Source organism: Clostridiales bacterium, from assembly GCA_015243575.1.
Classification (GTDB): domain Bacteria; phylum Bacillota; class Clostridia; order Peptostreptococcales; family Anaerovoracaceae; genus Anoxybacterium; species Anoxybacterium hadale.
The window spans coordinates 1,161,646-1,187,397 of sequence record CP042469.1 but is presented as its reverse complement, the minus strand read 5'-3'; the positions used below and the strand labels follow the sequence as shown (position 1 = coordinate 1,187,397).

Genomic DNA, 25,752 nt, shown 5'->3' with positions numbered 1-25,752 from the left:
TCACAGCATTTCCGCGAAAGGAGAACGATGATTACTGTAGTTGGCAGTCTGAATATGGATCTTGTAATATCTGCGGATAAGATACCGCGCCCAGGAGAAACTGTGCTCGGCAAAAACCTACAGCAAATACCAGGGGGAAAAGGGGCAAATCAAGCTGATGCTGCAGCCCGGCTGGGAGCCGAAGTAATTCTGATCGGCTGTGTGGGTGAGGATGACTTTGGAAAACGCCTCCTAAACTCACTAAAGCAGGACGGTGTAAATATAGAAAATATATTAATCAAGCAAACGCAGTCCACAGGAGTTGCTTCTATTATCGTCGAAGCATCCGGAAACAATGCTATAACGGTAGCTCCCGGAGCGAATTATCACCTGACTTCAGAGGATGTAGAAGCGTTACGAACTGTCATCGCGGCATCTGATATTGTACTTTCACAGCTTGAGACACCCATTGACAGTGTTCGCACTGCATTGAAAATCGCGCGTTCAAGTGGTAAAAAGACCATCTTAAATCCAGCGCCGGCGGCAGATCTTGACGATGACATTTTATCGCTGGTCGATATTTTGACACCAAATGAAACAGAACTGGAATATTTAAGTGGTCACAGAACCGATTCCATTGAAAATATCCTATTAGCTGGAAAAATCCTCATAGCAAGAGGCGTTAAGGAGTTGGTCATAACCATTGGTTCCATGGGCTGTGTTCATATGAAAGGCGAAGAAGCAACCCATTATCGAGCACATCAGGTCAATGCCGTGGACACCACCGCCGCGGGCGACAGCTTTAGTGCTGCACTTGCGGTTTCTCTCAGCAACGGAAGAGCGCTAGCTGATGCGATTGGGTTTTCTATGAAGGTCGCAGCAATGACAGTTACAAAAAAGGGAGCGCAAACCTCTCTGCCTCATTTGGAGGAGGTCGAAGCTTTTGATGAATGGATTAAATTACAGCAGATAGATTCAAGAGGAGAAACTGAATGAAAAAAAGCATTCTATTGAATTCAAACATCAGTCACCAGATTTCCTGTATGCGACATAAGGATCAAATTGTAATCGGCGATGCAGGGTTACCCGTCCCGCAGGGTGTTTCAGAAATTGATCTGGCGATAACAAGAGGAGTTCCAGATTTCTTTACGGTATTAAAAACTGTTTTGTCGGAATTATGTATCGAGAAAATCATTTTAGCCGAAGAACTAAAAACAGCAGGCCCTGAAAGCATAAAAATCCATGATGGAATCTTATCCCTTGTAAAACTAATGGAAGCAGAGTCGGGGATAAAGGTCGAAACAGAGTATGTTACTCATGAAGTTTTTAAAAGCAGAACAGCAGAAAGCAAAGCCGTAATCAGAACCGGTGAATTCACCCCTTACAGCAATATCATTCTGGTATCCGGAGTGGTATTCTGATGCGCGTAATGCTGGAGGAAAAATTATGCCTGATACAATAATTTCCATGAAAAATATCAATAAAGATTTTACAGGAGTCTCGGTGCTGAAACACGTCGATTTCAACATTTACGATGGAAACATCATGGCGCTGATTGGAGAAAATGGTGCGGGAAAATCTACCTTAATGAAAATTCTAACCGGCGTTTATACAAAAACTTCCGGGGATGTTCTATGGAATAACAATCCGGTGCACTTTTCAACGATAACTGACTCTCAGAAACAGGGAATCGCAATCATTCATCAGGAACTGAACCTCATCCAGAATCTCTCCATTGGAGAAAATATCTTCCTTGGAAGAGAACCCGTTAATAGCATCGGAAAAATTAATTGGAAGAAGCTTTACGAGGAAGCGAAGGTATGGCTGGATACCCTTGGACTGAAGGAAGATCCACGCACATTGATTAAAAATATAAGTGTAGGAAAGCAGCAGCTTGTGGAGATTGCAAAAGCACTATCGCTGAATGCACGTGTGATTATTATGGATGAACCTACCGGGGCACTCACCGTAGCAGAAACAGAAAAATTGTTCGGTGTCATTCGTGAATTAAAAGCGAAAGGAAAAAGCATTGTTTATATCTCCCATCGACTGAAAGAAATATTTGAACTCTGCGATCATGTTACGGTCTTAAGGGATGGAGAGCTGATTGGCGAAAGTCCTATCGAATCTCTTGACGAAGATAAGATCATTGAGATGATGGTAGGCAGAAAGCTCAGTGAACAATATCCCTCGATTTTGTCAAAACCAGGAAAGACTGTGCTGGAAGTAAAAGAACTTTGCAATCAATTTGTTCACAAGATATCCTTTGCACTCAGAGAAGGTGAGATCGTCGGCGTTGCCGGTCTTATGGGAGCAGGTCGTACAGAGCTGGCCAGAACACTCTTTGGTATTTATGCTAAGGAAAGCGGAGAGATACTCCTTTCAGGGAACAAAATTCGCTTGAAGAATCCGGCAGATGCGATTAAGCATGGAATCGCTTATGTCTCAGAGGATCGTAAGGCCAACGGGATTGTCCTCGGGTTAAACGTGAGAGAAAACATAACCCTTGCGGCTCTAAAAGCCTATAGCAGTAAAGTTGGAGCTGTATATAAATCACAAGAAGAAGAAACAACGGACAAATATATAAAATCCATGTCGATCAAAACATCCGGTTCGAAACAACTTGTGAGATACCTAAGCGGAGGGAATCAACAAAAGGTCTCCATCGCAAAAAGTCTAGAAACAAAGCCAAAGGTTCTGATCCTCGACGAGCCTACCCGTGGGGTGGATGTCGGTGCAAAGAAGGAAATCTATGATCTGATCAATCTGTTTAAGCAACAGGGCATGTGCATCCTTATGATCTCTTCTGAAATCCCTGAGATTATCGGGATGAGCGACAGGATCATGGTAATGCATGAAGGAACGCTCACAGGCACCTTGGATCGATCGGAAGTCACCCAGGAAAGCATCATGAGCCTGGCTGTGGGAAAGGATGTGGATTAATTTGAAATTAAAATCAAATAGCAATATACAATTTTTTAAGTCGATTCTTCTAAAAAATAAACCTCTGGTCGTTTTACTGATCCTATGTATTGTGATGTCGATTCTAAATGAACGTTTTTGGACCTGGGGAAATATTATAACGGTCTTACGGCAGACCTCAATCAATGCAGTAATTGCAACTGGCATGACCTTCGCCATCCTCATCGGCGGGATCGACCTTTCTGTCGGTTCGGTTCTGGCGATTTGCGGAGCAATGGCAGCTTCCATGATTTCATCTGGTGTCGACGCACCGCTCGCTATATTAGTATCCCTGCTCCTGGGGCTTGGAATCGGTCTTGTCAACGGCCTTCTGATCAGTAAAGGAAGACTTCAGCCGTTTATCGCAACCTTAGGAACAATGACGCTATTGAGAGGATTTACTCTGGTCTATACCCAGGGAAAACCCATCAGCACTTCGGGAGGCATCGGTTCCGGAGCTTTTTCGGAAATCGGAAAAGGCTACCTATTCTATATACCGATACCGATCTATATCATGATGATTGTTTTTATCATTGCTTATTACGTATTACGCCATCTCAGAATGGGTCGCTATATTTATTCACTGGGTTCTAATGAAGAAGCTACCATGTACTCTGGGATTAAGACAGACCGTGTCAAACTGTTTGTATACAGCGCGTCGGGATTCCTTGCTGCTTTAGCTGGAATCATCGTTACCGCTCGCCTCGGTTCTGCCCAGCCCACTGCAGGTGTAGGTTATGAGTTGGATGCCATTGCTGCGGTTGTATTGGGTGGTACCAGTATGTCCGGCGGTATCGGAACCATTTCCGGAACAGTAATCGGTGCCCTGATCATCGGACTCTTAAATAATGCCTTAAACCTTCTTCAGGTACCTTCCTACTATCAGGATGTTGCAAAAGGAGTCGTCATACTGATCGCCGTACTGCTCGATAGAAAGCAGAAGGCTTCCAGGTAACCAAATTAATGGTTTTTAACCCCTTTGGGTTAGAGATAAATCAGTTTGATCAAAAAGAATCAGGAGGAGAAAAAATGAAAAAAGTATTCGTATTATTGCTGGTACTTACTATGATGGTTGGCATGTTAGGGTGCGGCGGCGGAACAAAAGAAGAGCCTGCAGCCGATAAGGAAGGGGCGACAATCGGCCTTGTCGTATCTACACTGAACAATCCTTTCTTTGTGGATCTAAGAGACGGAGCTCAAGCTAAGGCTGATGAACTTGGAGCCACCCTGGTAGTCTTCGATTCTCAGGATGACTCAGCAACAGAAATGTCCAATGTCGAAGACCTTATCACACAGAAAGTGGATCTAATCTTGATCAATCCAACCGACTCCGATGCTGTGGGCAATGCAGTACTCGCCTGCAATGAAGCTGGTATTCCTGTCATTACTCTTGACAGAGCAGCAAATGACGGTGAAGTTGCAGCACACATTGCTTCCGACAATATTGCAGGAGGTAAAATGGCTGGTGAATTCATCATCGATCAGCTGGGTGGAAAAGGCAAAGTTGTGGAACTGGAAGGAATCCCAGGTGCTTCTGCAGCAAGAGATAGAGGTGAAGGTTTCAATTCCGCAATCGCAGGAAGTGATATCGAAGTAGTTGCAAAACAGACTGCAAACTTTGACAGAGCACAAGGATTGTCTGTAATGGAAAATATTCTGCAGGCTCAGCCAGAAATCAACGCGGTATTTGCACACAACGACGAAATGGCGTTAGGTGCATTGGAAGCAGTAAAGGCTTCCGGACGTGATATCATGGTAGTTGGTTTTGATGCTACTGACGATGCGGTAAAGGCCGTAGAAGCAGGAGATATGGCCGCAACCGTTCAGCAGCTTCCCAAAGAGATAGGTGGCAAGGGTGTTGAAGCGGCAATGAAAGTTATCGCTGGAGACAGTGTAGACGCATATATCCCGGTTGACCTTGCCCTTGTAAAGAAATAAGTAATTTGAGATCATCTAAGCCGGCAGATATTTCTTTGGTCTGCCGGCATTTTTTGTTGAGATTTCTGACTTAAAAATTTATAATAAGTTTACAATAAGGTTGCAATCTATTTTTTGCAGCAAAAAACGATAAAATCTCAAATATCGTTTGACATTCCAAGGTTTCTATGATAATATTTATGACTGTAAGCCGCTCAGAACGGGTCATAAAAAAAGCCGATGGCTGCCCTTGATGGCGAGACTGGATAGAGGAGGTAAAAAAGAATATGTATGCAGTAATCGAAACCGGCGGAAAGCAGTACAGAGTACAGGAAGGCGACGTAATCACCATTGAAAAGCTCAATGTAGCAGCAGGTGATGACATCACTTTTGACAGAGTATTGCTTCTGAATGACGGTACAAGCGTTCAGGTTGGAGCTCCAATTCTGGAAGAAGCAAAGGTTTTTGGATCCGTAGTTGAGAATGGTAAAGGTGAAAAGGTTATCATCTTTAAGTACAAGGCTAAGAAGGATTACAGAAAGAAGCAGGGACACAGACAGCCTTATACAATGGTTAAAATTGAATCATTGTCCGCTGATGGGAAACCGGCTCCTAAGAAAGCTAAGCCTGTTGCTGAAGCAGTAGAAGCGGATAAACCAGCTGAAGAAAAGAAGCCTGTTGCTAAAAAAGCAGCAGAAAAAAAGCCTACAGCAAAAAAAGCTGACGGCGAAGAAAAGGCAAAGAAGCCTGCAGCGAAAAAAGCAGCTAAGGCAGATGCCTAAGATGCTGAAGTAGCGAAGGGTATTGCACATAAAAGTTTTAGTGGAATTCTAATTCCGCTTGACGGCTGCAGAAAAATCTAGATCCTTGTTGATTTATGATTTTTACCAAGGCAAAGACAGCACAAGGAAAAAGGAGGTGTAGTCTATGGCAAGTAAAAAAGGAGTAGGTAGCTCCAAAAACGGACGCGACAGTGAGTCGAAACGACTTGGTGTCAAGAGAAGCGACGGTCAGACTGTCAGCGCTGGAAGCATTCTGGTTAGACAGAGAGGTACGAAGTTTCACCCCGGAAACAATGTAGGAATCGGTGGAGACGATACTTTATTTGCAAAAGTCGATGGAGCTGTAAAGTTCGAAAGATATGACAAAACCAGAAAAAAAGTAAGCGTTTATCCGAAAGAAGCATAAGACAGATATGATTAAGCCCCTATATCTACATATAGGGGCTTTTTATCTAATAAGATAATCGTCCACAAAAATACAAAAATGTTTCTCTATAGATATGTTACAGTATACTGGGTGAACCAGTGTTTCTATAAATCACGAAAACAAATCCCCAATGAAAAGAGAAAAGAGCTGTTTTAACAAGCCAAAAAAGGGGATACTGTATAAGGAGGTGATGCAATGTTTGTTGACAGAGCAAAAATATCCATCAGATCGGGAAAAGGCGGAGACGGTTGTGTATCCTTCCGCAGAGAACCTTACGTTCCGGAAGGCGGACCCAACGGAGGCGATGGAGGAAAGGGCGGAGATGTCATCTTCCAAGCTGACAATAATCTCAGAACGCTGATGGATTTTCGTTATAAAAGAAAATATGAAGCTGAAAATGGTCAAAACGGTATGAAGTATAACCGTTTCGGAAAGCAAGGTGAGGATCTCATCATCAAGGTACCGCAAGGAACCATTGTAATCGATGAAGAAAGCGGACTTGTAATGAAAGATCTGCTGAACCACGGCGATCGTTTTGTGGCGGCAAGAGGCGGGAAAGGCGGTAAGGGAAATGTAAATTTTAAAAATTCCGTTCGTCAAGCACCTAATTTTGCCGAAGCAGGCGGCTTTGCTCAATCTAGAAATATTCTTCTTGAACTAAAGTTAATCGCTGATGTGGGCTTAATCGGGTTCCCCAACGTGGGAAAATCCACACTGTTGTCCGTTTCCACAAGCGCAAATCCAAAGATCGCCAACTATCATTTTACAACCATTACGCCGAATCTGGGCGTAGTAGAGATGTATGATACCAGTTTTGTGATGGCTGATATTCCGGGGCTCATCGAAGGGGCTCATACCGGTGCCGGATTAGGGCTGGATTTCTTAAAGCACATCGAGCGAACGAAGTTATTGATTCATGTGGTGGATGTCTCCGGATCAGAAGGACGCGACGCCATTGAAGATTTTGATAAAATTAATAATGAACTAAAATCCTTCGGAGAAATGCTGCTGAAAAAGCCCCAGCTGGTAGCTGCAAATAAAATGGACATGCTGGATGAAGAAGATCCGCGATACGTTTCCTTCAAAGCATATGTTGAAGAAAAAGGTTATCGAGTGTTCCCCATATCCGCGCCTATCAATCAAGGGGTGAAAGAGCTCATGGGGGCAGCAGCGGCAGAGCTTAACCGAATCGAGCAGGAACCTCAGGCAGAGGATTCTTACGAGTACTTCGACTTTGAAAAGGACAAAGAAGATCCTGATTATAGGGAAATCTATGCTTCTCGCCGCGGAAATGCATATGTCCTGGAAGGAAAGCAGCTTCGTAAAATCTTCAATTCTACGAACTTCAATGACATGGGCTCTTTGAGATATTTGTACAAGTATATTGAAAAAAACGGAGCCATTGAAAAACTGAAGGAACTAGGGTTGGATGAGGGCGATACGATTAAGGTATTCGATTATGAATTCGAATATTTTGATGAATAAAAAAGAATTTGCTGAACGACCCGAAACGAGACTATAAAGAAAACACCTCTTGGAAGATGTATTTCTCTTACATCATCTAAGAGGTGTCTTTTTTCTGACACCCGCCTTATTCGGGCTTACTTTTTATATTTGATTTATAAGTCTACCTTGTAGGAAACTACTTTTCCGATATAATCGATATCTTCAAAGCTGTCAACAATATAAATTTGGAAAGCCTTGTCTTCCGGAATTAGAAGAATCTTATCATTAGAAAAGAAAATACGTCTCAGAGTCGCTTGCTTTCTGTTGTTGGGATACAGGGCAATTACATCTCTCTCTTTTAACAGTTCCAGCTTTGTAGGAAGAATGTAAATATAAGAATGAACCGGAATAGTAGGGCTCATCGAAGTATCTCCTAAAAAGAAGTTGATCATATCACCCTGGGCCTGTATTTTAGAAACCCCTCCGCTTGACAGGGTAATTTCCCGGATCAATTCTGACGGGTCCACATTGTTGTTGGGATCAATATACCTGGAGGACATCTCAAGACTTGATAACACATCCAGATTTCGTAGATAATCCAGTGCTTCCCCTGACACTGTATTATTCTCCGCCTTACATAAGGATTCCAGCATGATTCTGTTCAGCTGCGAGGATGCAAGCATGTATTCCTTAATCACATCCGGGGCTTTTTCCATATACCCCTGAAACACCAGCTGTGATTGATTCTTGCTATTGCAGACTTTCGCAAGCGCAAGTGATACCTCCGGAGAAGGAGGCGGCAGCTTGCCATTTTTTAACTGCGATATGTAAGATGGTGTAATGGAAATATCAAATTGAGTACATAGTTTGGATATCTGTCTGAGCGATAGTTCGCTTTCAGCAATAATCTGATCCAACATTTCAGCATAATTCATAATAATCTCTATCCCCCCGATTTGCAGTAGAAACCTACAAATCGGAGATTTGTGATTTCTTTGCATGTGCTCTCAATCTGCTTTGCAGACCTTTGCTACTATTTTTCAACCCATTAACTGTTGAGTTTTCACTTAACTATACCAAACATTCTACAGTAATGTCAATTATTATCGAAATTTGTCTCGATATTTCGAGCATGAAACGATAACATTTAAAAGTAATTAACCAAGAAATATCCTATATTTAGGCATAATCGAAATAAAGCTTTGAAATTCGATCAGAATTCCAATATCAGAATCTTACATTTATTTCAACCCCGTGCAGCAAACTATGGTATAATAAATATAAGTTCTGAAACAAAATCGGAGATTTTGTCCGAATATTATTGACAGGAGATTCGCATGGCAAATAAACATCCCTCCAGAGAAGAATGCTTAACATTATTAAATGAATACCACACACCTGCCCATGTCGTAAGGCACTGTTTAAAGGTAACAGAAACTGCGTTAAAGATTGCTGAGGCTTTAAATCATAAGGGCTATAATCTGAATCTTGAATTGATTCAGGGCGCAGGTCTGATCCATGATATCGCCAGAGTTCACGAAAAGCACTGGGAGATCGGCGCAGACATTGCAGAAGACCTGGGTTATTGTCAGGAAGCAGAGATCATCAGAATTCATATGTTTTATAATTGTAATCCCAAGGTTGACGAAATCAACGAAACCGATATCATCTGCCTCTCTGACCGCATGGTAAAAGAAGATCAATATGTAGGTCTTGAAAGGAGAATGCAATACATTCTTGATCAATTCAAGGAACAAAAGGACATCGCAGACCGAATCAGCGAAAGAATCAAGGAAAATAAAGCTATGCTCCTTCGGATTGAACAAATTCTAGGTGTCTCCATCGATTCGCTCATGTAATCGAAGTTATATTTTAACCTCCTCTGTAATATGCTTAATTGAAGCAGCGACGAGGAGGTATTTTTATGTACAATAATAGAAGGTATTCAAGAAAAAGGAAAGGATACGGATCTACTCTCATAAAGCAGATTCTGGTCTGCATCATCATTGTCTTACTGGTCATTGTCATTAAGAAAATGGATATTGCGATTGTGAATCAGAGCATTGAGACTTTCAAAGCAGCACTGAACCATGATTATAAAGCCGCAGATATTGTGGATTCTGCAAGGAATCTTGCCTCCAAGGCCAGGGATATTCCCGACAACATTGTCGCCGCTTTTCAGCGAAGCGAAAGTAAGCTGGCATTTTCGCCACCGGCTGATGAAGATGCGATTATTTCTACCTTTGGTGAAAAAACTGGATTTTTTGGTTCTGAAACAAGCGGATTTGAACGGGGAATGAAATTCCAGTCTGATCAAGAACTTCAGGTATATGCCGTTGGAGGTGGAATTGTCTCTGAGATAGGAGAAAGCAGTCAATACGGAAAATATATCAAAATCGTCCACGGAGACGATGTGGTTTCGATTTACGGCGGCTGTACTCAGATTTATGTACAATCATTGGAGAAGGTAAAAAAGGGCCAGCTGATCGGTTCTGTCAGTCCCGAAAACAATGGCTATCTCAGTTTTGAGCTCTGGGTTGATGATGATATTGTAAATCCGGCTAGTTATATTGAATTTTAGCGGCCGTAATGATTCGTTTTCAGCTACTTCATACAAAGGTTGAACTGCACAGTTCCTTATTTCTGCTGCTTCTACTGATCGCACTTTCCGGAAATTCAATATTTGCGGCATCGTCGTTGCTGTTTTCATTTCTCCATGAGTTTGCGCATAGGGCGACTGCCATCCATCTCGGTTATTCACCGGAGAAGATTTCTTATGGTCTCTTCGGAGGTGTTCTGCATCTTCGGGAAGGCTTTCTTCAGCCTGTGGATGAACTTTTGATTCATCTTTCCGGGCCATTTTTTAATATTGTTGCAGCATTTTTACTCTATGCCTTCTATCAATATTATGACTATCCATGGTTTGAGCCTTTGATTCTGTCCAATATCATACTGGCGATTTATAATCTTATGCCCTTTTTTCCGCTTGATGGCGGGAAGATTGTAGATCTATATCTTGCCATATTCCTTGGTTATGGACGCTCACAAAAAATTTCCCGCTTTTTTTCATTATTATTTACAGTTTTCCTTTTCCTTTTGGGGATTTACTTGGTACAATATAATGTACTGAATTTATTCCTGTCTGCTCTTGCTGTCAATCTTTATGTAGCCCGCAAGCAGGATAACAGTTTTATTTTCTATAAAATCACAAGAAATATTGAAGACGGAATCAAAAACGGCAACGAAAAAATAGTAGTCTGCAGGGAAGATATGAAAGCCATTAAGATCATCGAGAGGTATAAACCTTTGGAAAGCAGGCTATTCACCATTGTCAATGACAAGGGAAAGTACAAAGGCCAGCTGACGGAGACAGAACTCCTGAACGGGATTTATTACTGTGGCATTTACGCTGACTTTAAGCGGCTTTTGGCTTTCAAACGCGCTGGCTAAGGAGATTGCCGTCGTCATAATATTTCAGCGAAGTGAAAGAATAACAAAAGTAAAAAACTAACATCGAAGTAAAGCTGAGGATTCAGAAAAAAGAGGGGGAGAGCGCCCCCATAAGAAATGGAGCGTATACATGGTATTAACGAATCAATTGGACAAGCTGCTGATGAAGGTGGAAAAGCCTGGCAGATATACTGGCGGAGAATGGAATTCGGCCAGCAAAGATCTTTCTGGCATAAAGACAAGGTTTGGCTTTGCCTTTCCCGATACTTATGAAATCGGCATGTCTTATTTGGGTCTTCAGATCATTTATCATATTCTGAACAAAAAAGATTCGGTTTTCTGCGAAAGAATCTTTGCCCCCGCCATTGACATGGAGGAGCTGATGCGGAAGGAAGGAATCCCGCTGTTTACACTAGAGACAAAATCACCGGTCAAGGATATGGACATCCTTGGTTTTACACTGCAATATGAACTTTCCTTCAGTAATCTGATCAATATGCTGGATCTTTCCGGCATTCCTTTTAAGAGTGCAGAAAGGACGAAGGAGCATCCCTTTGTTGCAGCAGGAGGCCCATGTGCCTTTAACCCAGAACCCCTTGCTGATATTGTGGATTTCTTTATGCTGGGAGATGGAGAAGAAATTCTTCCAGAAGTGTGCGAAGCCCATGAAAGCTGGAAGATGTCTGGTAGAGAAAAAGAGGAATTTCTAAAAACGCTAGCGCAGATCCCCGGTATTTATGTGCCGAAATTCTACACCCCAGTTTACGAAGAAAATGGCACCATTCGATCAATAGAAAGAAATTACGAAAAAGCGCCTCTGCAAATTGAAAAGAGAATTGTGGAGGATTTAAATACAGTGGATTTTCCGGAGCATTGCATCGTTCCCTTTATTGATACAGTTCATGACCGTGCTGTAATTGAAATCTTCCGGGGCTGTACCAGAGGGTGTCGTTTTTGCCAGGCCGGCATGATCTATCGCCCTGTAAGAGAGCGGTCAAAGGATAAAATAAAGGAAATTGCAATGAGCCAGATAGAATCCACAGGTCATGAGGAGCTGACAATCCTGTCCCTCTCTACCAGTGATCATTCTGAAATCGAGCCTCTAGTACAAGAGCTGATGGGTGTCTGCCGCGAGAACAACGTATCTCTTTCGCTGCCGTCACTTCGACTTGATTCGTTCTCATTTAAAGTTTTAGAGGAAATTCAGGGCTACAAGAAATCCGGACTGACCTTTGCCCCGGAAGCAGGAACTCAGAGACTCAGAGACGTAATCAATAAATCCATCACAGATCAGGATATTTATCATGCTATGGAGAAAGCGATAGAACTGGGCTGGAGCAATATTAAGCTATACTTTATGGTTGGTCTTCCTACAGAAACCTTTGAGGATCTGGATGGCATTGCAGAAATCGCCAGAAATATTACGGATCTCAATTATCGGATTACGGGCAAGCGGGGCAGATTTAATGTTACCATCAGCGTTTCTAATTTTGTGCCCAAAGCCCATACTCCATTTCAGTGGTTCCCTCAGGATTCAGCGGAACTGTTTCACAAGAAGCATCAATATCTCAAAGATAAGCTGAAAAGCATCAAAGGTGTAACCTTCCAGTACCATGGCACTGAAGTAAGCTATATGGAAGCAGTTTTTGCAAGAGGGGATAGACGACTTTCCGATACACTCATCAAAGCAGTAGAACTGGGATGTAAGTTCGACGGCTGGAGGGAGCATTTTAACTACGGCCTTTGGATCAAGGCCTTGGATGAGACTGGTATCGACCCTGATTTTTATGCCTGCCGCGTACGATCCTTTGAGGAAGTTCTGCCTTGGGATTTGATTGACTCTGGCGTCACAAAAGCCTTCCTGCTGGAAGAAAATCAAAATGCAGTAAAAGGAAGTCAGTCTGTCGACTGCAGACGAGGCTGCATCGGCTGCGGCATCAATCAGAGAGTGAATTGCACCATGGAGGGAACGCTATGAGCCGCTATGTAATTAAGTTTTATAAAGAAGGTGTACTGCGGTACATCTCTCATTTAGATCTTCTTAGACTGTTCAAACGGTCTTTTAAAAGGGAAGGAATTCGACTTCAGTATTCTCAGGGCTTCAATCCTCATCCCAAGATGAGTTTCGCTCAGCCCCTGTCTCTTGGCTATTCCAGTACAGGCGAATACATTGAGTTTGAAACCACACAGCCCTATCCACCGGAAGAAATCAAAGAAAAGATGAATCGAATCCTTCCAGAAGGCATGGGAATTCTATCCTGCGAGGAGCTTCCTGCTGCAGGAAAAACCTTGGCGGCAATGACAAATGCTGCAGATTATGAGATTTCCATACCGTGTCCAGAAGGAGGAAACATCGATATCATCCAGCTTGTGTCTGCCTATCTGTCTCAAAAGGCAATCACCGTTCTGAAGCATCAAAGAAAGAGTGGTAAGGATGTAGAGATTGATATGAAACCCATGATTCACGATTTTGCGGGGTTTGTTGACAATAATTATATTATGTTACACTGCAGACTGTCAGCAGGCAGCACAGCGAATCTGAGCCCCGAATTGGTTTTGTCTTCTTTCTGCAGTCATTCAAGAATTTCCTATGATCGTACGGAAGTAAACATAAAACGCAAAGAAATTTATTTCGATAGTTGACATATATTTCCAAATAATGTAATATAATGCCATGCAGCACTCATTTTTTATCACCCATTTCTGATTCATGAGCCTGCTGACATACAAATTGCATTGTGAGGGAATATGATGAATCATTTATATGAGCACTTCACCAAAGATAAAAAACTGATGATTAAGGTAATCGCGGGCATACTGCTTCTTGTGATTGCCTTTTTTTCTTATCTGATGAAAAACTCAGGAGAAGAAGCCATAGTAGTTACAGAAGGTACAGCAATTGACGGAAGTGCGGCTATGGTTTTGACAGGATCTGCTATCGAAGAGAATTCCCCCAGCTTGGAAATTGTGATTGATGTATCAGGCGCGGTCGGCAAGCCTTCTGTTTTGGTTCTTCCTGAGGGAAGCCGCGTTTATCAGGCTGTCGAAAAATCCGGTGGATTCACAGCAGAAGCAGATACACGATTTATCAATCAGGCTGAGCTTCTAACAGATGGCCAAAAGCTTTATATCCCCACAAAAGAGGAAATAGAGCAGGCACAGAACGGTGCTGCTCCCGCTACACCGATAACAGCTGGCGGCGGTACTGGTTTTACAGGGATTCCTGAAGGATTGTCACAGCAATCTTCGGATCATGGACTTATCAATATCAACACAGCCGATTCCGCGGTTTTGCAGCAATTATCAGGCGTAGGGCCATCTACAGCAGAAAAAATTATCAAATATCGCAATGAAAACGGCGCATTTCAGTCCATTGAAGATATCAAAAATGTAAGCGGCATTGGCGATAAGACCTTTGAAAAATTTAAAGATAAAATCAAAGTAAAATAAGGGGAAAATAAAGACAATCATCAGAATTGAAAATCTTATGTTATAAAATCAAAACAACATGTCAACACTAAAGTTTGAGGTGATGGCAATGTTTAGTCAAAGAAAAAGCTTTTTAAAGGGGAAACTGTTTTACGTAATCCTTGTTGGATTGTTTGGTTTTGGTATCTGGCTGAATCAGGCTCCGGTGGACGTAAAAGTCCCACAAGAAATCAGTACCGACAGTGACTATCCGACAAGCACACAAGGTGCAGTGAATCAGGGAAATAAAAATGACTATGATATTCTCGATAATATTATAGGAAAAAATAATATAACGTCTCCAGGAGAACAAAACAACACAGAGACCAACAGCGACAGCGACAGCGGCACTCCTGCCGACGAGACAAAAAAACAGGGATACTATCTTTTAAAAGAAGTTGATGGCGTCATCAAAGTCTTTTATTATGATGAGCAGGGTAAGGAAAAGTTAATCAGAACTACTGACATTGCATTCTCACTGTTAAGCGTAGGAGATCAGGAACTCTTCCAGAAGGGGATCATTAAAAACAACGAGGAAGAACTGAATGAACTTTTGCAGGATTTTGAAAGCTAGAGCAAGGGAAGCACTGATTTAAGGAAAGATGTACATCCAGAATAAAATCAGAGTTTCCTTAATACGGAGGATGAGAATGTATAAGGAAGTTGTTAAGAAAGGATCTTACCTGGTCCTTACTTTTATGGTTGCTGCTCTCCTGGCTGGAGGCAGCTTATTATCTTTTATCCCAAGTGATATCAAAATTTTCTCAAATGAAACAAAAGTGCTGCAGTTGCCCCTGAAAGAGGTGACCATTAGCGTACTCCCGGAACGAGTACTCATTCCGGGCGGGCATTCCGTAGGCGTGAGAATGAATGTGAAAGGTGTGCTGATTGTTGGCCTTGAGGAAATTGAGTCTACTGACGGCAAATTTGTAAATCCGGGTCTTGATGCGGGTCTCCAAATCGGTGACAATATCCTTGAGATTGATGGGACGAAAGTAAATAATGCCAGAGAAGTCAAGGACGTTGTGAACAAAATAAAAGCAGATGTAAGATTGAAAGTAAAAAGAAAAGATGATATCATGAATATCAAGCTTACTCCTGTACAAAGTGTTGACGATAACCTATATAAAATAGGAGTATGGGTCAAGGACAGAACCGCGGGGATTGGTACACTCACGTTTTATGATCCCACAACCCACACCTTCGGTGCGCTGGGACATGCCATTACAGACCCCGAGACGGGAACGGTTCTCTCCGTTGCACAAGGGGAGCTGCTCAATTCAAAGGTTGAATCTGTAAAGCAGGGAAAAGCCGGCAGTCCAGGGGAAATCAGAGGTATTTTCTATGAAGCTGACAAGCCTCTGGGAAAACTCGCAGTCAATACTGAATACGGCATATTCGGTGATACCTACGAGGATATTTCAAACCCACTCTATCAAAAACCTCTTGAAATAGGGTATCAAAACGAAATCAAAAAAGGCCCCGCATATATCCTAACCACGCTTGATGGAAACAAAATTGAGAAGTACGATATTAGTATTGAAAAAATCAACCATCAGACCAAAGCAGATACAAAAAGCATGGTAATCAAGGTAACTGATAAACGTCTTTTGGAAAAAAGTGGTGGAATTATCCAGGGTATGAGCGGTAGTCCGATCATACAAAATAACAAAATTATTGGGGCCGTAACGCATGTATTCGTCAACGATCCACAGAAAGGCTACGGAATCTTTATTGAATGGATGCTTCAAGACTCAAATGTCGAATAAAGTCGGATACCATTAGTAATTAGCGTAACTTTCTATTTCCATACTCTTGAAAAAGATGTAAAATTTCTTTACTATATAGTTCATAGGGAATTATGTACTACTGTAAAGAAAATGGAAAAAACTTGCGTAAGCTAAAGGGGGATTTGTCAATGACAAACAAAATCAGAGTGGGAATTGCAGATGACAATAAGGATTTCTGCGAAATTCTCACGGATTTCTTCGAAACACAGCAAAATATCGATATTGTCTTTACCGTCCATGATGGAATGCAGACAGTCGAAGCCGTTTTTAAAGAAAAGCCTGACGTGCTCATTCTTGACATGATTATGCCTTATCTCGATGGGCTTGGAGTATTGGAAAAAATTAACGGCATGGATCTAGACAATACTCCAAAAATCATCATGTTATCTGCCGTAGGTCAGGAATCGATCACTCAAAAAGCCATCAATCTTGGCGCAGAATACTATGTGGTGAAGCCATTCGATTTAAATATTCTCGCAAAACGAATCTATCAGCTGTCTGGTCATGATCAGGTAATGAATCAGCCAAATAGAGGCGCCATTTCGAGATCCATTATCAATACAGACGAGACCAAGAAGAATGATCTCGAAATTGATATTACTAATATCATTCACGAGGTCGGTGTTCCTGCCCACATCAAGGGGTATCAGTATTTGCGCCATGCGATCACCATGGTCGTTGAAGACATGGATCTTCTAAGTGCTGTTACAAAGGAACTCTATCCAGCCATTGCAAAAAAGAACAATACTACACCCAGCCGAGTGGAAAGAGCCATCCGGCATGCCATTGAAGTGGCTTGGAATCGGGGAAAAATTGAAACATTAAACAGCTTATTTGGGTATACGGTACATAATGACAAAGGCAAACCGACAAACAGTGAGTTTATCGCCATTATTGCCGACAAACTCCGACTGGAACGAAAAGTAAGCTAGAACAGGAAGGATTTATGCTGACAAAAGAAAAAATCGATCGAATTAATGTGCTTGCCAGGAAATCCAAAACGGAAGGCTTGAACCCTGAAGAAAAAGAGGAGCAAGCAAAACTTCGTGCGGAATATCTGGAGAAATTTAGAGATAATTTTCGAGGACACCTGGAGTCCATAAAATTTGTCGATGATGACTGTGTCGAAAAAGGCAAAGAAAAAAATTAAAAAAATCAATAATTTGCAGCGGGTTTATACAATTTTCCCGCTGCTTTTTAATTATACTGTTTTTAAGGCTGACGAGAAGCTTTGGCTTCTGATCGTTTTGTCAGACGTAATCTACTAGTTTAAGAGCGAGGTGGACAAACTTGAAACAATATGATAAGTTATTGATTCTCCCTGCAATAATAATTATTATTGCAGGTATTTTTTCCGGATTCAGCAATCAGTCCTATGATCAAATTGCAGAAGATCTCCTGAGAGAGCGGACGGAAATACTGCAGAATGCATATTATGGAAAAATTGACCGGAACAAAGCAGAAGCGGCACTTAGCAAAATCGAAACCTATCCGCTGCTTTCAGAAGATGTTGGTAATCTGAAGGATTATGATGCTTCACAGCTTGACATTGTAAAATCCATGGATTTTATTATTGTAAACCAGGAAACAAAAATGTTTGATTACATTTCCTTTCATACAAAAATCCGATGGTATATGAGCGGTCTCAGCTCCGATTATGTCAGCGAAAACGAATATTCGGTCATTTTGAAATCCACAAGTGAAGGGTACAAGCTCTCGGAATTTAATCCGAAACAGGAGTATTAATCTTGATTTTTACAGCATTCAACTTATATATCCCAGAGAATTACTAGGAATATTTCATGATAATGCAAAAATAACTGTTTATCTTTCAGAAATAATTGGTATAATAGAAGAGGTAATGAAGTAAACAAGCTGAAAGGAGAGCATTATCATGCGTCAAGTTTATTTAGACTATTCAGCAACCACTCCTGTAAAGAAAGAAGTTCTGGATGAGATGCTGCCTTATTTCACCGAAAAGTTCGGCAATCCATCCAGCTTATATGGTATAGGGCTCAATGCAAAATCAGACCTCAGTCAAGCAAGGGCTAAAATTGCAAAATTGATTGGCGCCGATGAGCGTGAGATATATTTTACATCCTGTGGAACGGAAGCTGATAATTGGGCAGTCATAGGAACTGCACGGGCAAAAAAGGCAAAAGGCAATCATATTATTACATCAAAGATCGAGCACCATGCTTTGCTGCATACTTGCGAATATCTTGAGAAGGAAGGCTTTAAGGTTACTTACCTTGATGTCGACAGCAAAGGGCGAATCAGCCTTGATGAGTTGGAAAGTGCGATTACTGATGAGACAATTCTCATCAGCATCATGTTTGTAAACAATGAAATCGGGACAGTACAGCCAATCAAGGAAATCGCAGAAATTGCAAAGAAACATAAAATTTGGTTCCATACAGATGCAGTTCAGGCACTTGGCAATGTACCTATTGACGTCCGTGAACTTGGAATCGATATGATGTCAATGTCTGCCCATAAAATCTATGGTCCAAAAGGAGTGGGCGCTCTATACGTAAAGAAAGGCGTGGTTATTCCAAGCTTTATGAACGGAGGAGCTCAGGAAAATAAGAGGCGAGCCGGTACAGAAAATATGGCCGGTATCATAGGGTTTGCCAAAGCTGCTGAACTTGCTGGCGAAAACTTGGAATCACATATCAGAAAAATTTCAGAACTGAGAGATTATTTTGCGAAAGAACTGACCTCGAGACTGGAAGATGTTGATATCAACGGTGATATGGAGCACAGACATCCGGGAAATATTAACCTTACCTTCAATTATGCGGAAGGTGAGGCTTTACTGCTTTACATGGACGCAAGGGGAATTGCCGCATCTACAGGATCAGCTTGTTCTTCTGCGAGCTTTACGCCATCACACGTACTCAGAGCTATCGGTCTGCCTCTGGAGAAGGTATACAGCTCCATAAGATTTACCATTGGAGATTTTACCACAAAAGAAGATATCGATTACGCGATCGATGAAATTGTAAAAATAGTTGAAAAATTGAGAGGATTTTCTGCTTTCAATAAAGAAAGGACATGGTGAGCTTATGGCTATGTATAATGATAAAGTGATGGAGCATTTTATGAATCCGCACAATGCAGGTACAATGGAGGATCCCGATGCGGTAGGCAGCTACGGCAGCCCCGTATGCGGAGATATGATGGAAATATCTTTGAAAATTGAAGATAATGTAATCGTGGATGCCAAGTTCAAAACGTTCGGCTGCGGATCCGCAATCGCTTCCTCAAGCGTAGCAACTGAAATGATTAAGGGAAAGACCTTGGATGCGGCCTTGGAGCTGACAAACAAGAACTTCATCGATGAACTTGGTGGACTTCCTGGTCCGAAAATCCACTGCTCCGTCTTGGCAGAACAGGCCGTAAAAAAGGCAATCTATGATTATGCTTCCAAAAACGGACTGGAACTGGAAGGCTTAAAGGGTTTTGATCCTAATGCAGAAGAAGATGACCATCACCATCAGGTAGAAGAAGAATAAGATAACAAAGAGCGGCTTAAAAGCCGCTCTGTTTATATCGTTTTTCTATACGCTTTACCACTTAGAATGACGATTGCTGTTATTTTCCCGTGGTTCTTCTTTGGTTAAGCTAAAACATAATAATCGCTCTCACAGGACAAACGGGAGCACAGTATCCGCAGGTGAGACAAATACTGTGATTTACTGCAGCGAGCCCTTGGTCATTGCGATAAATCGCTCCGTTCGGACATCTTACAATGCAGTTTCCGCAGCCTTCGCAGTCTCCCTGATCGATCTGGATTTTTTTCGCAGTAAGATCCGGAACATATGATGGCTCTAAAGATCCTTCCACAGCCTCAATGATCCGATCAATTTCATGATTGTAGCCAAAACCAACCATCATAGACGAAATGCCCTCCAAGCTGCGAACATACTGTATCGCTTCCTGATAGCGCCCTACCAAATTTCCTCCGCCGAACACCTTCATTGCAAAAACACCTTTTCCCATCTGCGAAGCATTTTTGATCTCTTCAGCCATTTCTTCTTTTGTTCCAAAGCCAGTACCATTTCGTATTCCCAGACTCTGAAGATTTACAAGAGGGAAGAGTACATCGATTTCATTTATTTTTGATGCTTTTGCCGCAACGTCCACATGATGGGTGGAGAGCCCTATCGATTTTACAATTCCTTTTGTTTTTGCTTCCTGAAGACATTCCCATGCTCCGGCTCGACTATCAAAATCAGGATCTTCTCGGACCTCGTGCAGAAGAAAAATATCAATCACATCACGATCAAGTGCACTTCTTGCTTCTTCAATCGCTGTATCCATGGACTGATAGGTTCGCCCCAAGCTTTTAGACGCGATAACCGGTTCGAAAGAGGTTCCTTTCAGTGCTTTTCTGATATAGGGGTAGGTTTCGTAGTATTCAGCAGTATCCAGGAAGTTGATTCCACGCTCAAGACCATACCGGAGAACAGCAGCACCCTCATCAATGGTCATATTTAGCTGCGTTTTCCCTACAGTCAGAACGCCGAAGCCAACTTCGGTTACCTGCAAACCCGTGTTTCCAAGTATGTTTTTCTTCATTTGCAATACTCCTTGGATTTCATTTTTCTCTATCTTATCACAGAATTTATCAATAGGAAACTAAGAGAAAAGGAACTTACACAAGCTGTCCCAGACAAGCCTCATCTCTATGCCTTTTTATGGCAATCCGTCAATAAAATTAATAGATATATGTAGAGTTTTGTGGTATAATACATCGGTCAGTATTTTAACATAGAAATAACAAATCTCGTAAGATTATAAGAGAGATAGGAATATGAATATCTTTGAGAGAGCAAACAAATGGGTCGGGGGATTTTTGATCATAGGGATCATAATAACGCTGTGCATTTTTTTATATGATTTCTATTCCTATGTAACAACAAATACCCGGGCTGAAGAAAAAGCAAGTCAAATGCTGGCGACAAGGACAAGCGCTGCGATGATACGTGAAAAAATCAAAAGTGACTTAAACACTGTATTTGCGCTTTCTTCCATTCTCGCCACCTATGATTCAATAGACAGCAATGAGGCAAGAGAGTTTATCAAACGGGTAGGTTATGAGTCACCATTCAGCCTGCTTCTTGTGAATGATCTCAACGGCAAATATTATATTAATAATAAAGGCACCGTAAATATTAATCATCCAGATTATCTTGTGGGGTCTACCGGTGGGAAAAAATATATCTCAGTTATCTATAAGAATGCACTATACAATCGAGATATGATTGCCTTAACGTCTCCGATTTATCATGACACTAAATTAGCTGGTACCGTTTCAGGCTTATATTATTCCAACTATATCATGAATATCCTCAGAGGCTCGGATAGTAAAGGCGATTTGGAATATCAGATTATTGAAAGGAACGGAGATTTTATTCTATCCTTTGGCAATTCGGTGTTTCGTGATTATAAAAATGTTTTCAGCTTTTTGAATGATGTTTCATTTCAAAAGGGAGAAAGCAAAAATGATTTCATTCAAGCGTTTGTAAACAAAGAACCGGGAATTGTTTTTTATACACTTCACGGGAAATCGGAATATTTCTGTTTTACTCCCATAGGTGTCAATGACTGGTATCTGGTAACAACCGCTCCAAGTGACGGAATTAACCTGCAAACCGTCTCTATTCAAAATCCGACGGTTTTGCTGGCCATCCAGATATTAATCTTATTTGCAGTCCTGTTCCTTTATATTATTTGGAGACAGGCCAGGTACAGGGTTACAATAGAAAAAAGCAAGAATGAACTGGAAGTACTCAATGAGCGACTAAAAATAAAGAATGAGATTCTAAAATTTAAAGCTGAGAATGATTTGCTGACAGAGCTTTATAATAAGATAACCAGCGAATACCTGATCAGCGACTTTTTGAAAAATGAGGGAAGAAACCAGCGCCATGCGCTCTTTGTCATTGATATTGATGATTTCAAAAGAATCAACGATGACATGGGACATTATTACGGCGATAAAGCCTTGGTAGAGGTAGCAAATGGGATCAACCGAAGCTTTAGAGCAACAGATATTAAAGGAAGGATCGGCGGAGATGAATTTATTATTCTGTTAAAGGATATTAAATCAGATGATGATCTAATTACGAAGGCCGATGAGATTTCAAGACTGCTGAACAATATCCGGCTAACCAGTGATACATCTTTGAAATTGCGCGCAAGTATCGGAATTTCTGTTTGGCCCGATCATGGAGACAGATATACCGAGCTGTTTCTGAAAGCGGATAAGGCGATGTATTATTCAAAGGAAAAGGGCAAAGGAATCTATGTTATTTTTTCCGATGATTTAGATATAGAAAGCACAACAACAGGAGGATTATAGTAAATGGAAAAACTTGGATTGAACGAGCTAAGGAGAATGTTTCAAGAATTTTATGAGGGAAAGGACCATTACGCGAGAAAAAGCTTTTCTTTGATACCGGAAAAAGATAAGAGCCTTCTCTTGATCAACTCTGGAATGGCTCCATTAAAGCCATATTTTGCCGGACTGGAAACTCCTCCGAGCAAAAGAATGACCACATGTCAAAAATGTATCCGTACCGGAGACATTGAAAACGTAGGTTACACGGCAAGACACGCCACATTCTTTGAAATGCTGGGCAGCTTTTCGTTTGGCGATTATTTTAAGGTTGAATCCATAACCTGGGGCTGGGAATTCATCACGGAAGTATTGGATATGCCAGTGGATCGTTTATGGGCAAGCGTCTACGAAGAAGACCACGAAGCTGTTGAAATTTGGAAAAACATCATAGGGCTCCCGGAAGAAAGAATTGTTCCTCTGGGCAAAGACGATAATTTTTGGGAAATTGGGACAGGCCCCTGCGGTCCATGTTCTGAAATCTATTTTGATAGAGGTGAAAAATACGGCTGCGGAAAGCCCGACTGTAAACCTGGCTGTGAATGTGACCGTTATGTAGAATTCTGGAATCATGTATTCACACAATTCAATCGAGATGATGCAGGAAATTATACACCGCTGGCACACCCAAACATTGATACAGGGATGGGACTGGAACGTCTTGCCTGCATTATGCAGGAAGTGGATTCCATCTTCAATGTTGATACAATTCAGTATATCCTGAAATCAGTCGTTGAATTGTCCGGGGTTGAATATAAAGATGGAACAGCAAATACTGACATCTCCATTCGTATCATCACGGATCATATCCGTTCCGTTACCTTCATGATTGCAGATGGAATTCTGCCAAGTAACGAAGGTAGGGGATATGTGCTGCGCCGTCTTCTTAGAAGAGCCGCAAGACATGGAAAACTCCTTGGAATCCAAGGTTCTTTCCTTGCAGACCTGTCAAAGAAGGTTATTGAAGTTTCCGGTTCTGCGTATCCCGAACTGGAGGAGAGAAGAGATTATATTCATAAGATCCTTACTGTTGAAGAAGATAAATTCAGTACTACCATCGATCAGGGTACTGCTATTATTCATGACTATATGAAAGAACTAAATGCCGCATCCCAGACAATACTCTCTGGAGAGAAAGTGTTTAAGCTCTATGATACCTACGGATTCCCGCTGGAACTGACTCAAGAAATCCTTGAGGAAAATAGTTGTACTGCTGATGTAGAAGGATTTAACGAACACATGCTCCATCAAAAAGAGCAAGCCAGATCAGCTAGAAAATCAGATGAAGACGAAGGCTGGTCTGATGACGCAACAATGTTCGCTGGTCTTGAAGATACCACATTTATCGGTTATGACACCTTATCCGGACAAGTATCTATAAAAGGACTATTCCTTGATAAGCAGCCAGTCGCAAGCTTATCAGAAGGGGACAGTGCAATTCTGGTTTTGGACAAAACACCGTTCTACGCTGAAAGCGGCGGACAGGCCAGCGATACAGGAATACTGAAAGGAGATCACTTCGAACTTGAAGTTCTCTCCGTTTCCAAATCAAAGGGAATCTATGCCCATAAGGTGAAGGTTGTAACAGGAACTGTAAAGATAGGAGATATTATTTCAGCTCAAGTTTCTATCGAAAGAAGAAATAATACTGCTAGAAATCATACCGCAACCCACATTCTGCACAAAGCTCTGAAAGAAGTTTTAGGCAACCATGTAGAACAGGCTGGTTCCAATGTTACTGAAGACAGCTTACGTTTTGATTTTACGCATTTTGAAGGAATCTCAAAGTCAGACCTGCAGAAAATCGAATCGATTGTGAATGAAAAAATAAATTATTTCTTCCCGGTCATCACGGAGGTAAAATCCGTAGAAGACGCCATCAGTTCTGGCGCAACTGCTTTGTTTGGTGAAAAATACGGTGATACAGTCCGTGTTGTTTCTGTAGGTGACTACAGCACAGAACTCTGCGGAGGAACGCATATTACCAATTCCGGACAAATAGGCGCATTCCGCATCCTGAGCGAAAACGGAGTTGCTGCTGGAGTCAGGAGAATTGAAGCCATCACAGGTACTGGTCTTTACAGAAAACTCAAGACCGAAGAGGAACTGGTTCATTCCGCAGCAGATGCGCTGAAAACAAATGTTTCCGGTCTCTTAAACAGAATCACCATCCTGAATGACGAGCTGAAGGCAAGCAAAAAAGAACTGGAAGATCTGAAACGACAGGCTATGAGTTCCGGTCTTGATGCGCTCATCGCAGAAGCCAAGTTGGTTAATGGCGTACGCTTGATCACAAAAGCCTTCAAAGATTATGATATCAATGATCTTAGAACTCTTTCAGATGAGATCAAAGCTGAAAACAAAGGCATCATCATCGTATTTGCAACTGAGACAAATGGCAAGGTTACCTTCATGGTCTCTGTCTCCGATGATCTCCTGGAAAAGGGTTATCACGCCGGCAATATGATTAAGCAAATCGCAGCAGCTGCAGGCGGCGGCGGCGGCGGCAAAGCAGATATGGCTCAAGCTGGTGCAAAGGATCCATCAAAAATCAATGATGCACTCAATTTAGCGGAAACTTTGTTACAACAATATTAAAAATCAGAAAACTCCTTGTTTATGGCACGGAGCATTTGATATAATAAAATCATCCATAAGAAAGAAGGGGTGAGCAGAATGGACAGAAATACAATACTTTTCAATAGCCCGGACAAGGGGGAGCAGCAGACAACGGAAGATATTCTCAAAACTGTTTACGATGCTTTAGAAGAAAAAGGCTATAATGCAATCGATCAAATGGTCGGATACATTCTGTCGGGAGATCCTTCTTATATAACAGGGCATAATAATGCCAGAAATATCATCCGACATATAGAACGTGACGACCTTGTGGAAGAGCTGCTTAGGGCATTTCTAAAAAAATAACGGTTGATACATTAAAATGCAGTGTTTTAGAACATATAAGTTAAGCGGGCTAATTTCAGTCCGCTTTCTTAGTTTTCTATCAATAGATCCATCAATAAAAAAATGGAGCGAAACCCAATTAAACTCTATATCAATAGTATATCAACGTAGTATATCTACGTTGATAATTTAATCCTTGGCTTAAGATAGAATAGAAAGGAA

The 25,752-nt window shown here is 41.6% G+C and carries 26 protein-coding genes; 24 read left to right on the top strand and 2 right to left on the bottom strand.

Translation table 11 applies throughout. The features are described from left to right. Positions 1 to 27 precede the first annotated feature (27 nt). From rbsK to obgE, 8 genes are all read left to right on the top strand, one after another. A complete protein-coding gene (gene rbsK, locus FRZ06_05190) occupies positions 28 to 975 on the top strand; it encodes a ribokinase (protein QOX62783.1) in 948 nt (315 codons plus the stop codon). Further along, positions 972 to 1,400, top strand: coding sequence for a D-ribose pyranase (rbsD, locus tag FRZ06_05185; protein QOX62782.1), 429 nt, complete (start codon positions 972 to 974; stop codon positions 1,398 to 1,400). The genes rbsK and rbsD overlap by 4 nt, the downstream gene beginning before the upstream one ends. Before the next feature lie 25 nt (positions 1,401 to 1,425). Then, positions 1,426 to 2,922, top strand: coding sequence for an ATP-binding cassette domain-containing protein (locus tag FRZ06_05180; GenBank protein QOX62781.1), 1,497 nt, complete (start codon positions 1,426 to 1,428; stop codon positions 2,920 to 2,922). After that, the gene (gene rbsC / locus FRZ06_05175) at positions 2,912 to 3,895 is read left to right on the top strand and encodes a ribose ABC transporter permease (GenBank protein ID QOX62780.1); all 984 of its coding nucleotides are present in this window, start codon (positions 2,912 to 2,914) and stop codon (positions 3,893 to 3,895) included. Before FRZ06_05180 ends, rbsC begins: the two co-directional genes overlap by 11 nt. Positions 3,896 to 3,969: 74 nt before the next feature. Continuing rightward, the gene (gene rbsB / locus FRZ06_05170) at positions 3,970 to 4,878 is read left to right on the top strand and encodes a ribose ABC transporter substrate-binding protein RbsB (GenBank protein QOX62779.1); all 909 of its coding nucleotides are present in this window, start codon (positions 3,970 to 3,972) and stop codon (positions 4,876 to 4,878) included. 266 nt (positions 4,879 to 5,144) lie between these two features. Then, the gene (rplU, locus tag FRZ06_05165; GenBank protein ID QOX62778.1) at positions 5,145 to 5,639 is read left to right on the top strand and encodes a 50S ribosomal protein L21; all 495 of its coding nucleotides are present in this window, start codon (positions 5,145 to 5,147) and stop codon (positions 5,637 to 5,639) included. Between the two features lie 145 nt (positions 5,640 to 5,784). Further along, positions 5,785 to 6,045 carry a 50S ribosomal protein L27 gene (locus FRZ06_05160; protein ID QOX62777.1) on the top strand — a complete coding sequence of 87 codons (261 nt, stop codon included), beginning with the start codon at positions 5,785 to 5,787 and terminating at the stop codon, positions 6,043 to 6,045. 216 nt (positions 6,046 to 6,261) lie between these two features. Continuing rightward, the gene (gene obgE / locus FRZ06_05155) at positions 6,262 to 7,551 is read left to right on the top strand and encodes a GTPase ObgE (protein ID QOX62776.1); all 1,290 of its coding nucleotides are present in this window, start codon (positions 6,262 to 6,264) and stop codon (positions 7,549 to 7,551) included. A gap of 134 nt (positions 7,552 to 7,685) precedes the next feature. Here the strand turns inward: obgE and FRZ06_05150 are convergent, their stop codons facing one another. Further along, positions 7,686 to 8,447: a hypothetical protein gene (locus FRZ06_05150; protein ID QOX62775.1), complete on the bottom strand. Its 762-nt coding sequence runs from the start codon at positions 8,445 to 8,447 to the stop codon at positions 7,686 to 7,688. Between the two features lie 402 nt (positions 8,448 to 8,849). Between FRZ06_05150 and FRZ06_05145 the strand changes: the two genes are divergently transcribed. The 13 genes from FRZ06_05145 (at position 8,850) to FRZ06_05085 (ending at position 19,738) form a co-directional block, all read left to right on the top strand. Next, positions 8,850 to 9,371: an HD domain-containing protein gene (locus tag FRZ06_05145; GenBank protein ID QOX62774.1), complete on the top strand. Its 522-nt coding sequence runs from the start codon at positions 8,850 to 8,852 to the stop codon at positions 9,369 to 9,371. Positions 9,372 to 9,436: 65 nt separating this feature from the next. Then, the gene (locus tag FRZ06_05140) at positions 9,437 to 10,093 is read left to right on the top strand and encodes a M23 family metallopeptidase (GenBank protein ID QOX62773.1); all 657 of its coding nucleotides are present in this window, start codon (positions 9,437 to 9,439) and stop codon (positions 10,091 to 10,093) included. Positions 10,094 to 10,101: 8 nt separating this feature from the next. Continuing rightward, positions 10,102 to 10,962 (top strand): hypothetical protein, encoded by an 861-nt coding sequence (locus FRZ06_05135; GenBank protein QOX62772.1) that lies wholly within the window; start codon positions 10,102 to 10,104, stop codon positions 10,960 to 10,962. 130 nt (positions 10,963 to 11,092) lie between these two features. After that, entirely contained in the window at positions 11,093 to 12,940 is a 1,848-nt protein-coding gene (locus FRZ06_05130; GenBank protein QOX62771.1) for a TIGR03960 family B12-binding radical SAM protein, read from the top strand. Then, entirely contained in the window at positions 12,937 to 13,605 is a 669-nt protein-coding gene (locus FRZ06_05125) for a DUF2344 domain-containing protein (GenBank protein QOX62770.1), read from the top strand. Before FRZ06_05130 ends, FRZ06_05125 begins: the two co-directional genes overlap by 4 nt. 105 nt (positions 13,606 to 13,710) lie before the next feature. Next, complete coding sequence (locus FRZ06_05120) at positions 13,711 to 14,412, top strand: ComEA family DNA-binding protein (GenBank protein ID QOX62769.1); 702 nt, start codon at positions 13,711 to 13,713, stop codon at positions 14,410 to 14,412. 88 nt (positions 14,413 to 14,500) lie between these two features. Next, the gene (locus FRZ06_05115) at positions 14,501 to 15,004 is read left to right on the top strand and encodes a hypothetical protein (protein QOX62768.1); all 504 of its coding nucleotides are present in this window, start codon (positions 14,501 to 14,503) and stop codon (positions 15,002 to 15,004) included. Between the two features lie 28 nt (positions 15,005 to 15,032). After that, the gene (spoIVB, locus tag FRZ06_05110; protein ID QOX62767.1) at positions 15,033 to 16,199 is read left to right on the top strand and encodes a SpoIVB peptidase; all 1,167 of its coding nucleotides are present in this window, start codon (positions 15,033 to 15,035) and stop codon (positions 16,197 to 16,199) included. Positions 16,200 to 16,348: 149 nt separating this feature from the next. Further along, a complete protein-coding gene (spo0A, locus tag FRZ06_05105) occupies positions 16,349 to 17,152 on the top strand; it encodes a sporulation transcription factor Spo0A (GenBank protein QOX62766.1) in 804 nt (267 codons plus the stop codon). A gap of 17 nt (positions 17,153 to 17,169) precedes the next feature. Beyond that, positions 17,170 to 17,370 carry a DUF896 domain-containing protein gene (locus FRZ06_05100; protein ID QOX65836.1) on the top strand — a complete coding sequence of 67 codons (201 nt, stop codon included), beginning with the start codon at positions 17,170 to 17,172 and terminating at the stop codon, positions 17,368 to 17,370. A 140-nt stretch (positions 17,371 to 17,510) separates the two neighbouring features. Continuing rightward, a complete protein-coding gene (locus tag FRZ06_05095) occupies positions 17,511 to 17,966 on the top strand; it encodes a hypothetical protein (protein QOX62765.1) in 456 nt (151 codons plus the stop codon). Positions 17,967 to 18,114: 148 nt separating this feature from the next. Further along, positions 18,115 to 19,284 (top strand): cysteine desulfurase NifS, encoded by a 1,170-nt coding sequence (gene nifS, locus FRZ06_05090; protein ID QOX62764.1) that lies wholly within the window; start codon positions 18,115 to 18,117, stop codon positions 19,282 to 19,284. Between the two features lie 10 nt (positions 19,285 to 19,294). Next, a complete protein-coding gene (locus FRZ06_05085; protein ID QOX65835.1) occupies positions 19,295 to 19,738 on the top strand; it encodes an iron-sulfur cluster assembly scaffold protein in 444 nt (147 codons plus the stop codon). A gap of 109 nt (positions 19,739 to 19,847) precedes the next feature. On the opposite strand, the gene FRZ06_05080 is transcribed toward FRZ06_05085, so the two are convergent. Next, on the bottom strand, positions 19,848 to 20,804 hold the full coding sequence (locus FRZ06_05080) for an aldo/keto reductase (protein QOX62763.1): 957 nt from the start codon (positions 20,802 to 20,804) through the stop codon (positions 19,848 to 19,850). Between the two features lie 235 nt (positions 20,805 to 21,039). On the opposite strand from FRZ06_05080, the gene FRZ06_05075 reads away from it, so the two are divergent. From FRZ06_05075 to FRZ06_05065, 3 genes are all read left to right on the top strand, one after another. Then, positions 21,040 to 22,590 carry a diguanylate cyclase gene (locus FRZ06_05075; GenBank protein QOX62762.1) on the top strand — a complete coding sequence of 517 codons (1,551 nt, stop codon included), beginning with the start codon at positions 21,040 to 21,042 and terminating at the stop codon, positions 22,588 to 22,590. Between the two features lie 3 nt (positions 22,591 to 22,593). Next, positions 22,594 to 25,224 carry an alanine--tRNA ligase gene (gene alaS / locus FRZ06_05070; protein ID QOX62761.1) on the top strand — a complete coding sequence of 877 codons (2,631 nt, stop codon included), beginning with the start codon at positions 22,594 to 22,596 and terminating at the stop codon, positions 25,222 to 25,224. A 78-nt stretch (positions 25,225 to 25,302) separates the two neighbouring features. After that, complete coding sequence (locus FRZ06_05065) at positions 25,303 to 25,551, top strand: IreB family regulatory phosphoprotein (GenBank protein ID QOX62760.1); 249 nt, start codon at positions 25,303 to 25,305, stop codon at positions 25,549 to 25,551. Positions 25,552 to 25,752 lie beyond the last annotated feature (201 nt).

Coding starts and splice junctions, on each gene's coding strand:
- alaS (QOX62761.1), top strand. CDS start 22,594: ATGGAAAAACTTGGATTGAACGAGCTAAGGAGAATGTTTCAAGAATTT.
- FRZ06_05135 (QOX62772.1), top strand. CDS start 10,102: ATGATTCGTTTTCAGCTACTTCATACAAAGGTTGAACTGCACAGTTCC.
- spo0A (QOX62766.1), top strand. CDS start 16,349: ATGACAAACAAAATCAGAGTGGGAATTGCAGATGACAATAAGGATTTC.
- FRZ06_05160 (QOX62777.1), top strand. CDS start 5,785: ATGGCAAGTAAAAAAGGAGTAGGTAGCTCCAAAAACGGACGCGACAGT.
- rplU (QOX62778.1), top strand. CDS start 5,145: ATGTATGCAGTAATCGAAACCGGCGGAAAGCAGTACAGAGTACAGGAA.
- obgE (QOX62776.1), top strand. CDS start 6,262: ATGTTTGTTGACAGAGCAAAAATATCCATCAGATCGGGAAAAGGCGGA.
- FRZ06_05065 (QOX62760.1), top strand. CDS start 25,303: ATGGACAGAAATACAATACTTTTCAATAGCCCGGACAAGGGGGAGCAG.
- FRZ06_05180 (QOX62781.1), top strand. CDS start 1,426: ATGCCTGATACAATAATTTCCATGAAAAATATCAATAAAGATTTTACA.
- FRZ06_05145 (QOX62774.1), top strand. CDS start 8,850: ATGGCAAATAAACATCCCTCCAGAGAAGAATGCTTAACATTATTAAAT.
- FRZ06_05120 (QOX62769.1), top strand. CDS start 13,711: ATGATGAATCATTTATATGAGCACTTCACCAAAGATAAAAAACTGATG.
- FRZ06_05080 (QOX62763.1), bottom strand. CDS start 20,804: ATGAAGAAAAACATACTTGGAAACACGGGTTTGCAGGTAACCGAAGTT.
- FRZ06_05075 (QOX62762.1), top strand. CDS start 21,040: ATGAATATCTTTGAGAGAGCAAACAAATGGGTCGGGGGATTTTTGATC.
- rbsC (QOX62780.1), top strand. CDS start 2,912: ATGTGGATTAATTTGAAATTAAAATCAAATAGCAATATACAATTTTTT.
- spoIVB (QOX62767.1), top strand. CDS start 15,033: ATGTACATCCAGAATAAAATCAGAGTTTCCTTAATACGGAGGATGAGA.
- rbsB (QOX62779.1), top strand. CDS start 3,970: ATGAAAAAAGTATTCGTATTATTGCTGGTACTTACTATGATGGTTGGC.
- rbsK (QOX62783.1), top strand. CDS start 28: ATGATTACTGTAGTTGGCAGTCTGAATATGGATCTTGTAATATCTGCG.
- FRZ06_05125 (QOX62770.1), top strand. CDS start 12,937: ATGAGCCGCTATGTAATTAAGTTTTATAAAGAAGGTGTACTGCGGTAC.
- FRZ06_05130 (QOX62771.1), top strand. CDS start 11,093: ATGGTATTAACGAATCAATTGGACAAGCTGCTGATGAAGGTGGAAAAG.
- rbsD (QOX62782.1), top strand. CDS start 972: ATGAAAAAAAGCATTCTATTGAATTCAAACATCAGTCACCAGATTTCC.
- FRZ06_05150 (QOX62775.1), bottom strand. CDS start 8,447: ATGAATTATGCTGAAATGTTGGATCAGATTATTGCTGAAAGCGAACTA.
- FRZ06_05085 (QOX65835.1), top strand. CDS start 19,295: ATGTATAATGATAAAGTGATGGAGCATTTTATGAATCCGCACAATGCA.
- nifS (QOX62764.1), top strand. CDS start 18,115: ATGCGTCAAGTTTATTTAGACTATTCAGCAACCACTCCTGTAAAGAAA.
- FRZ06_05115 (QOX62768.1), top strand. CDS start 14,501: ATGTTTAGTCAAAGAAAAAGCTTTTTAAAGGGGAAACTGTTTTACGTA.
- FRZ06_05140 (QOX62773.1), top strand. CDS start 9,437: ATGTACAATAATAGAAGGTATTCAAGAAAAAGGAAAGGATACGGATCT.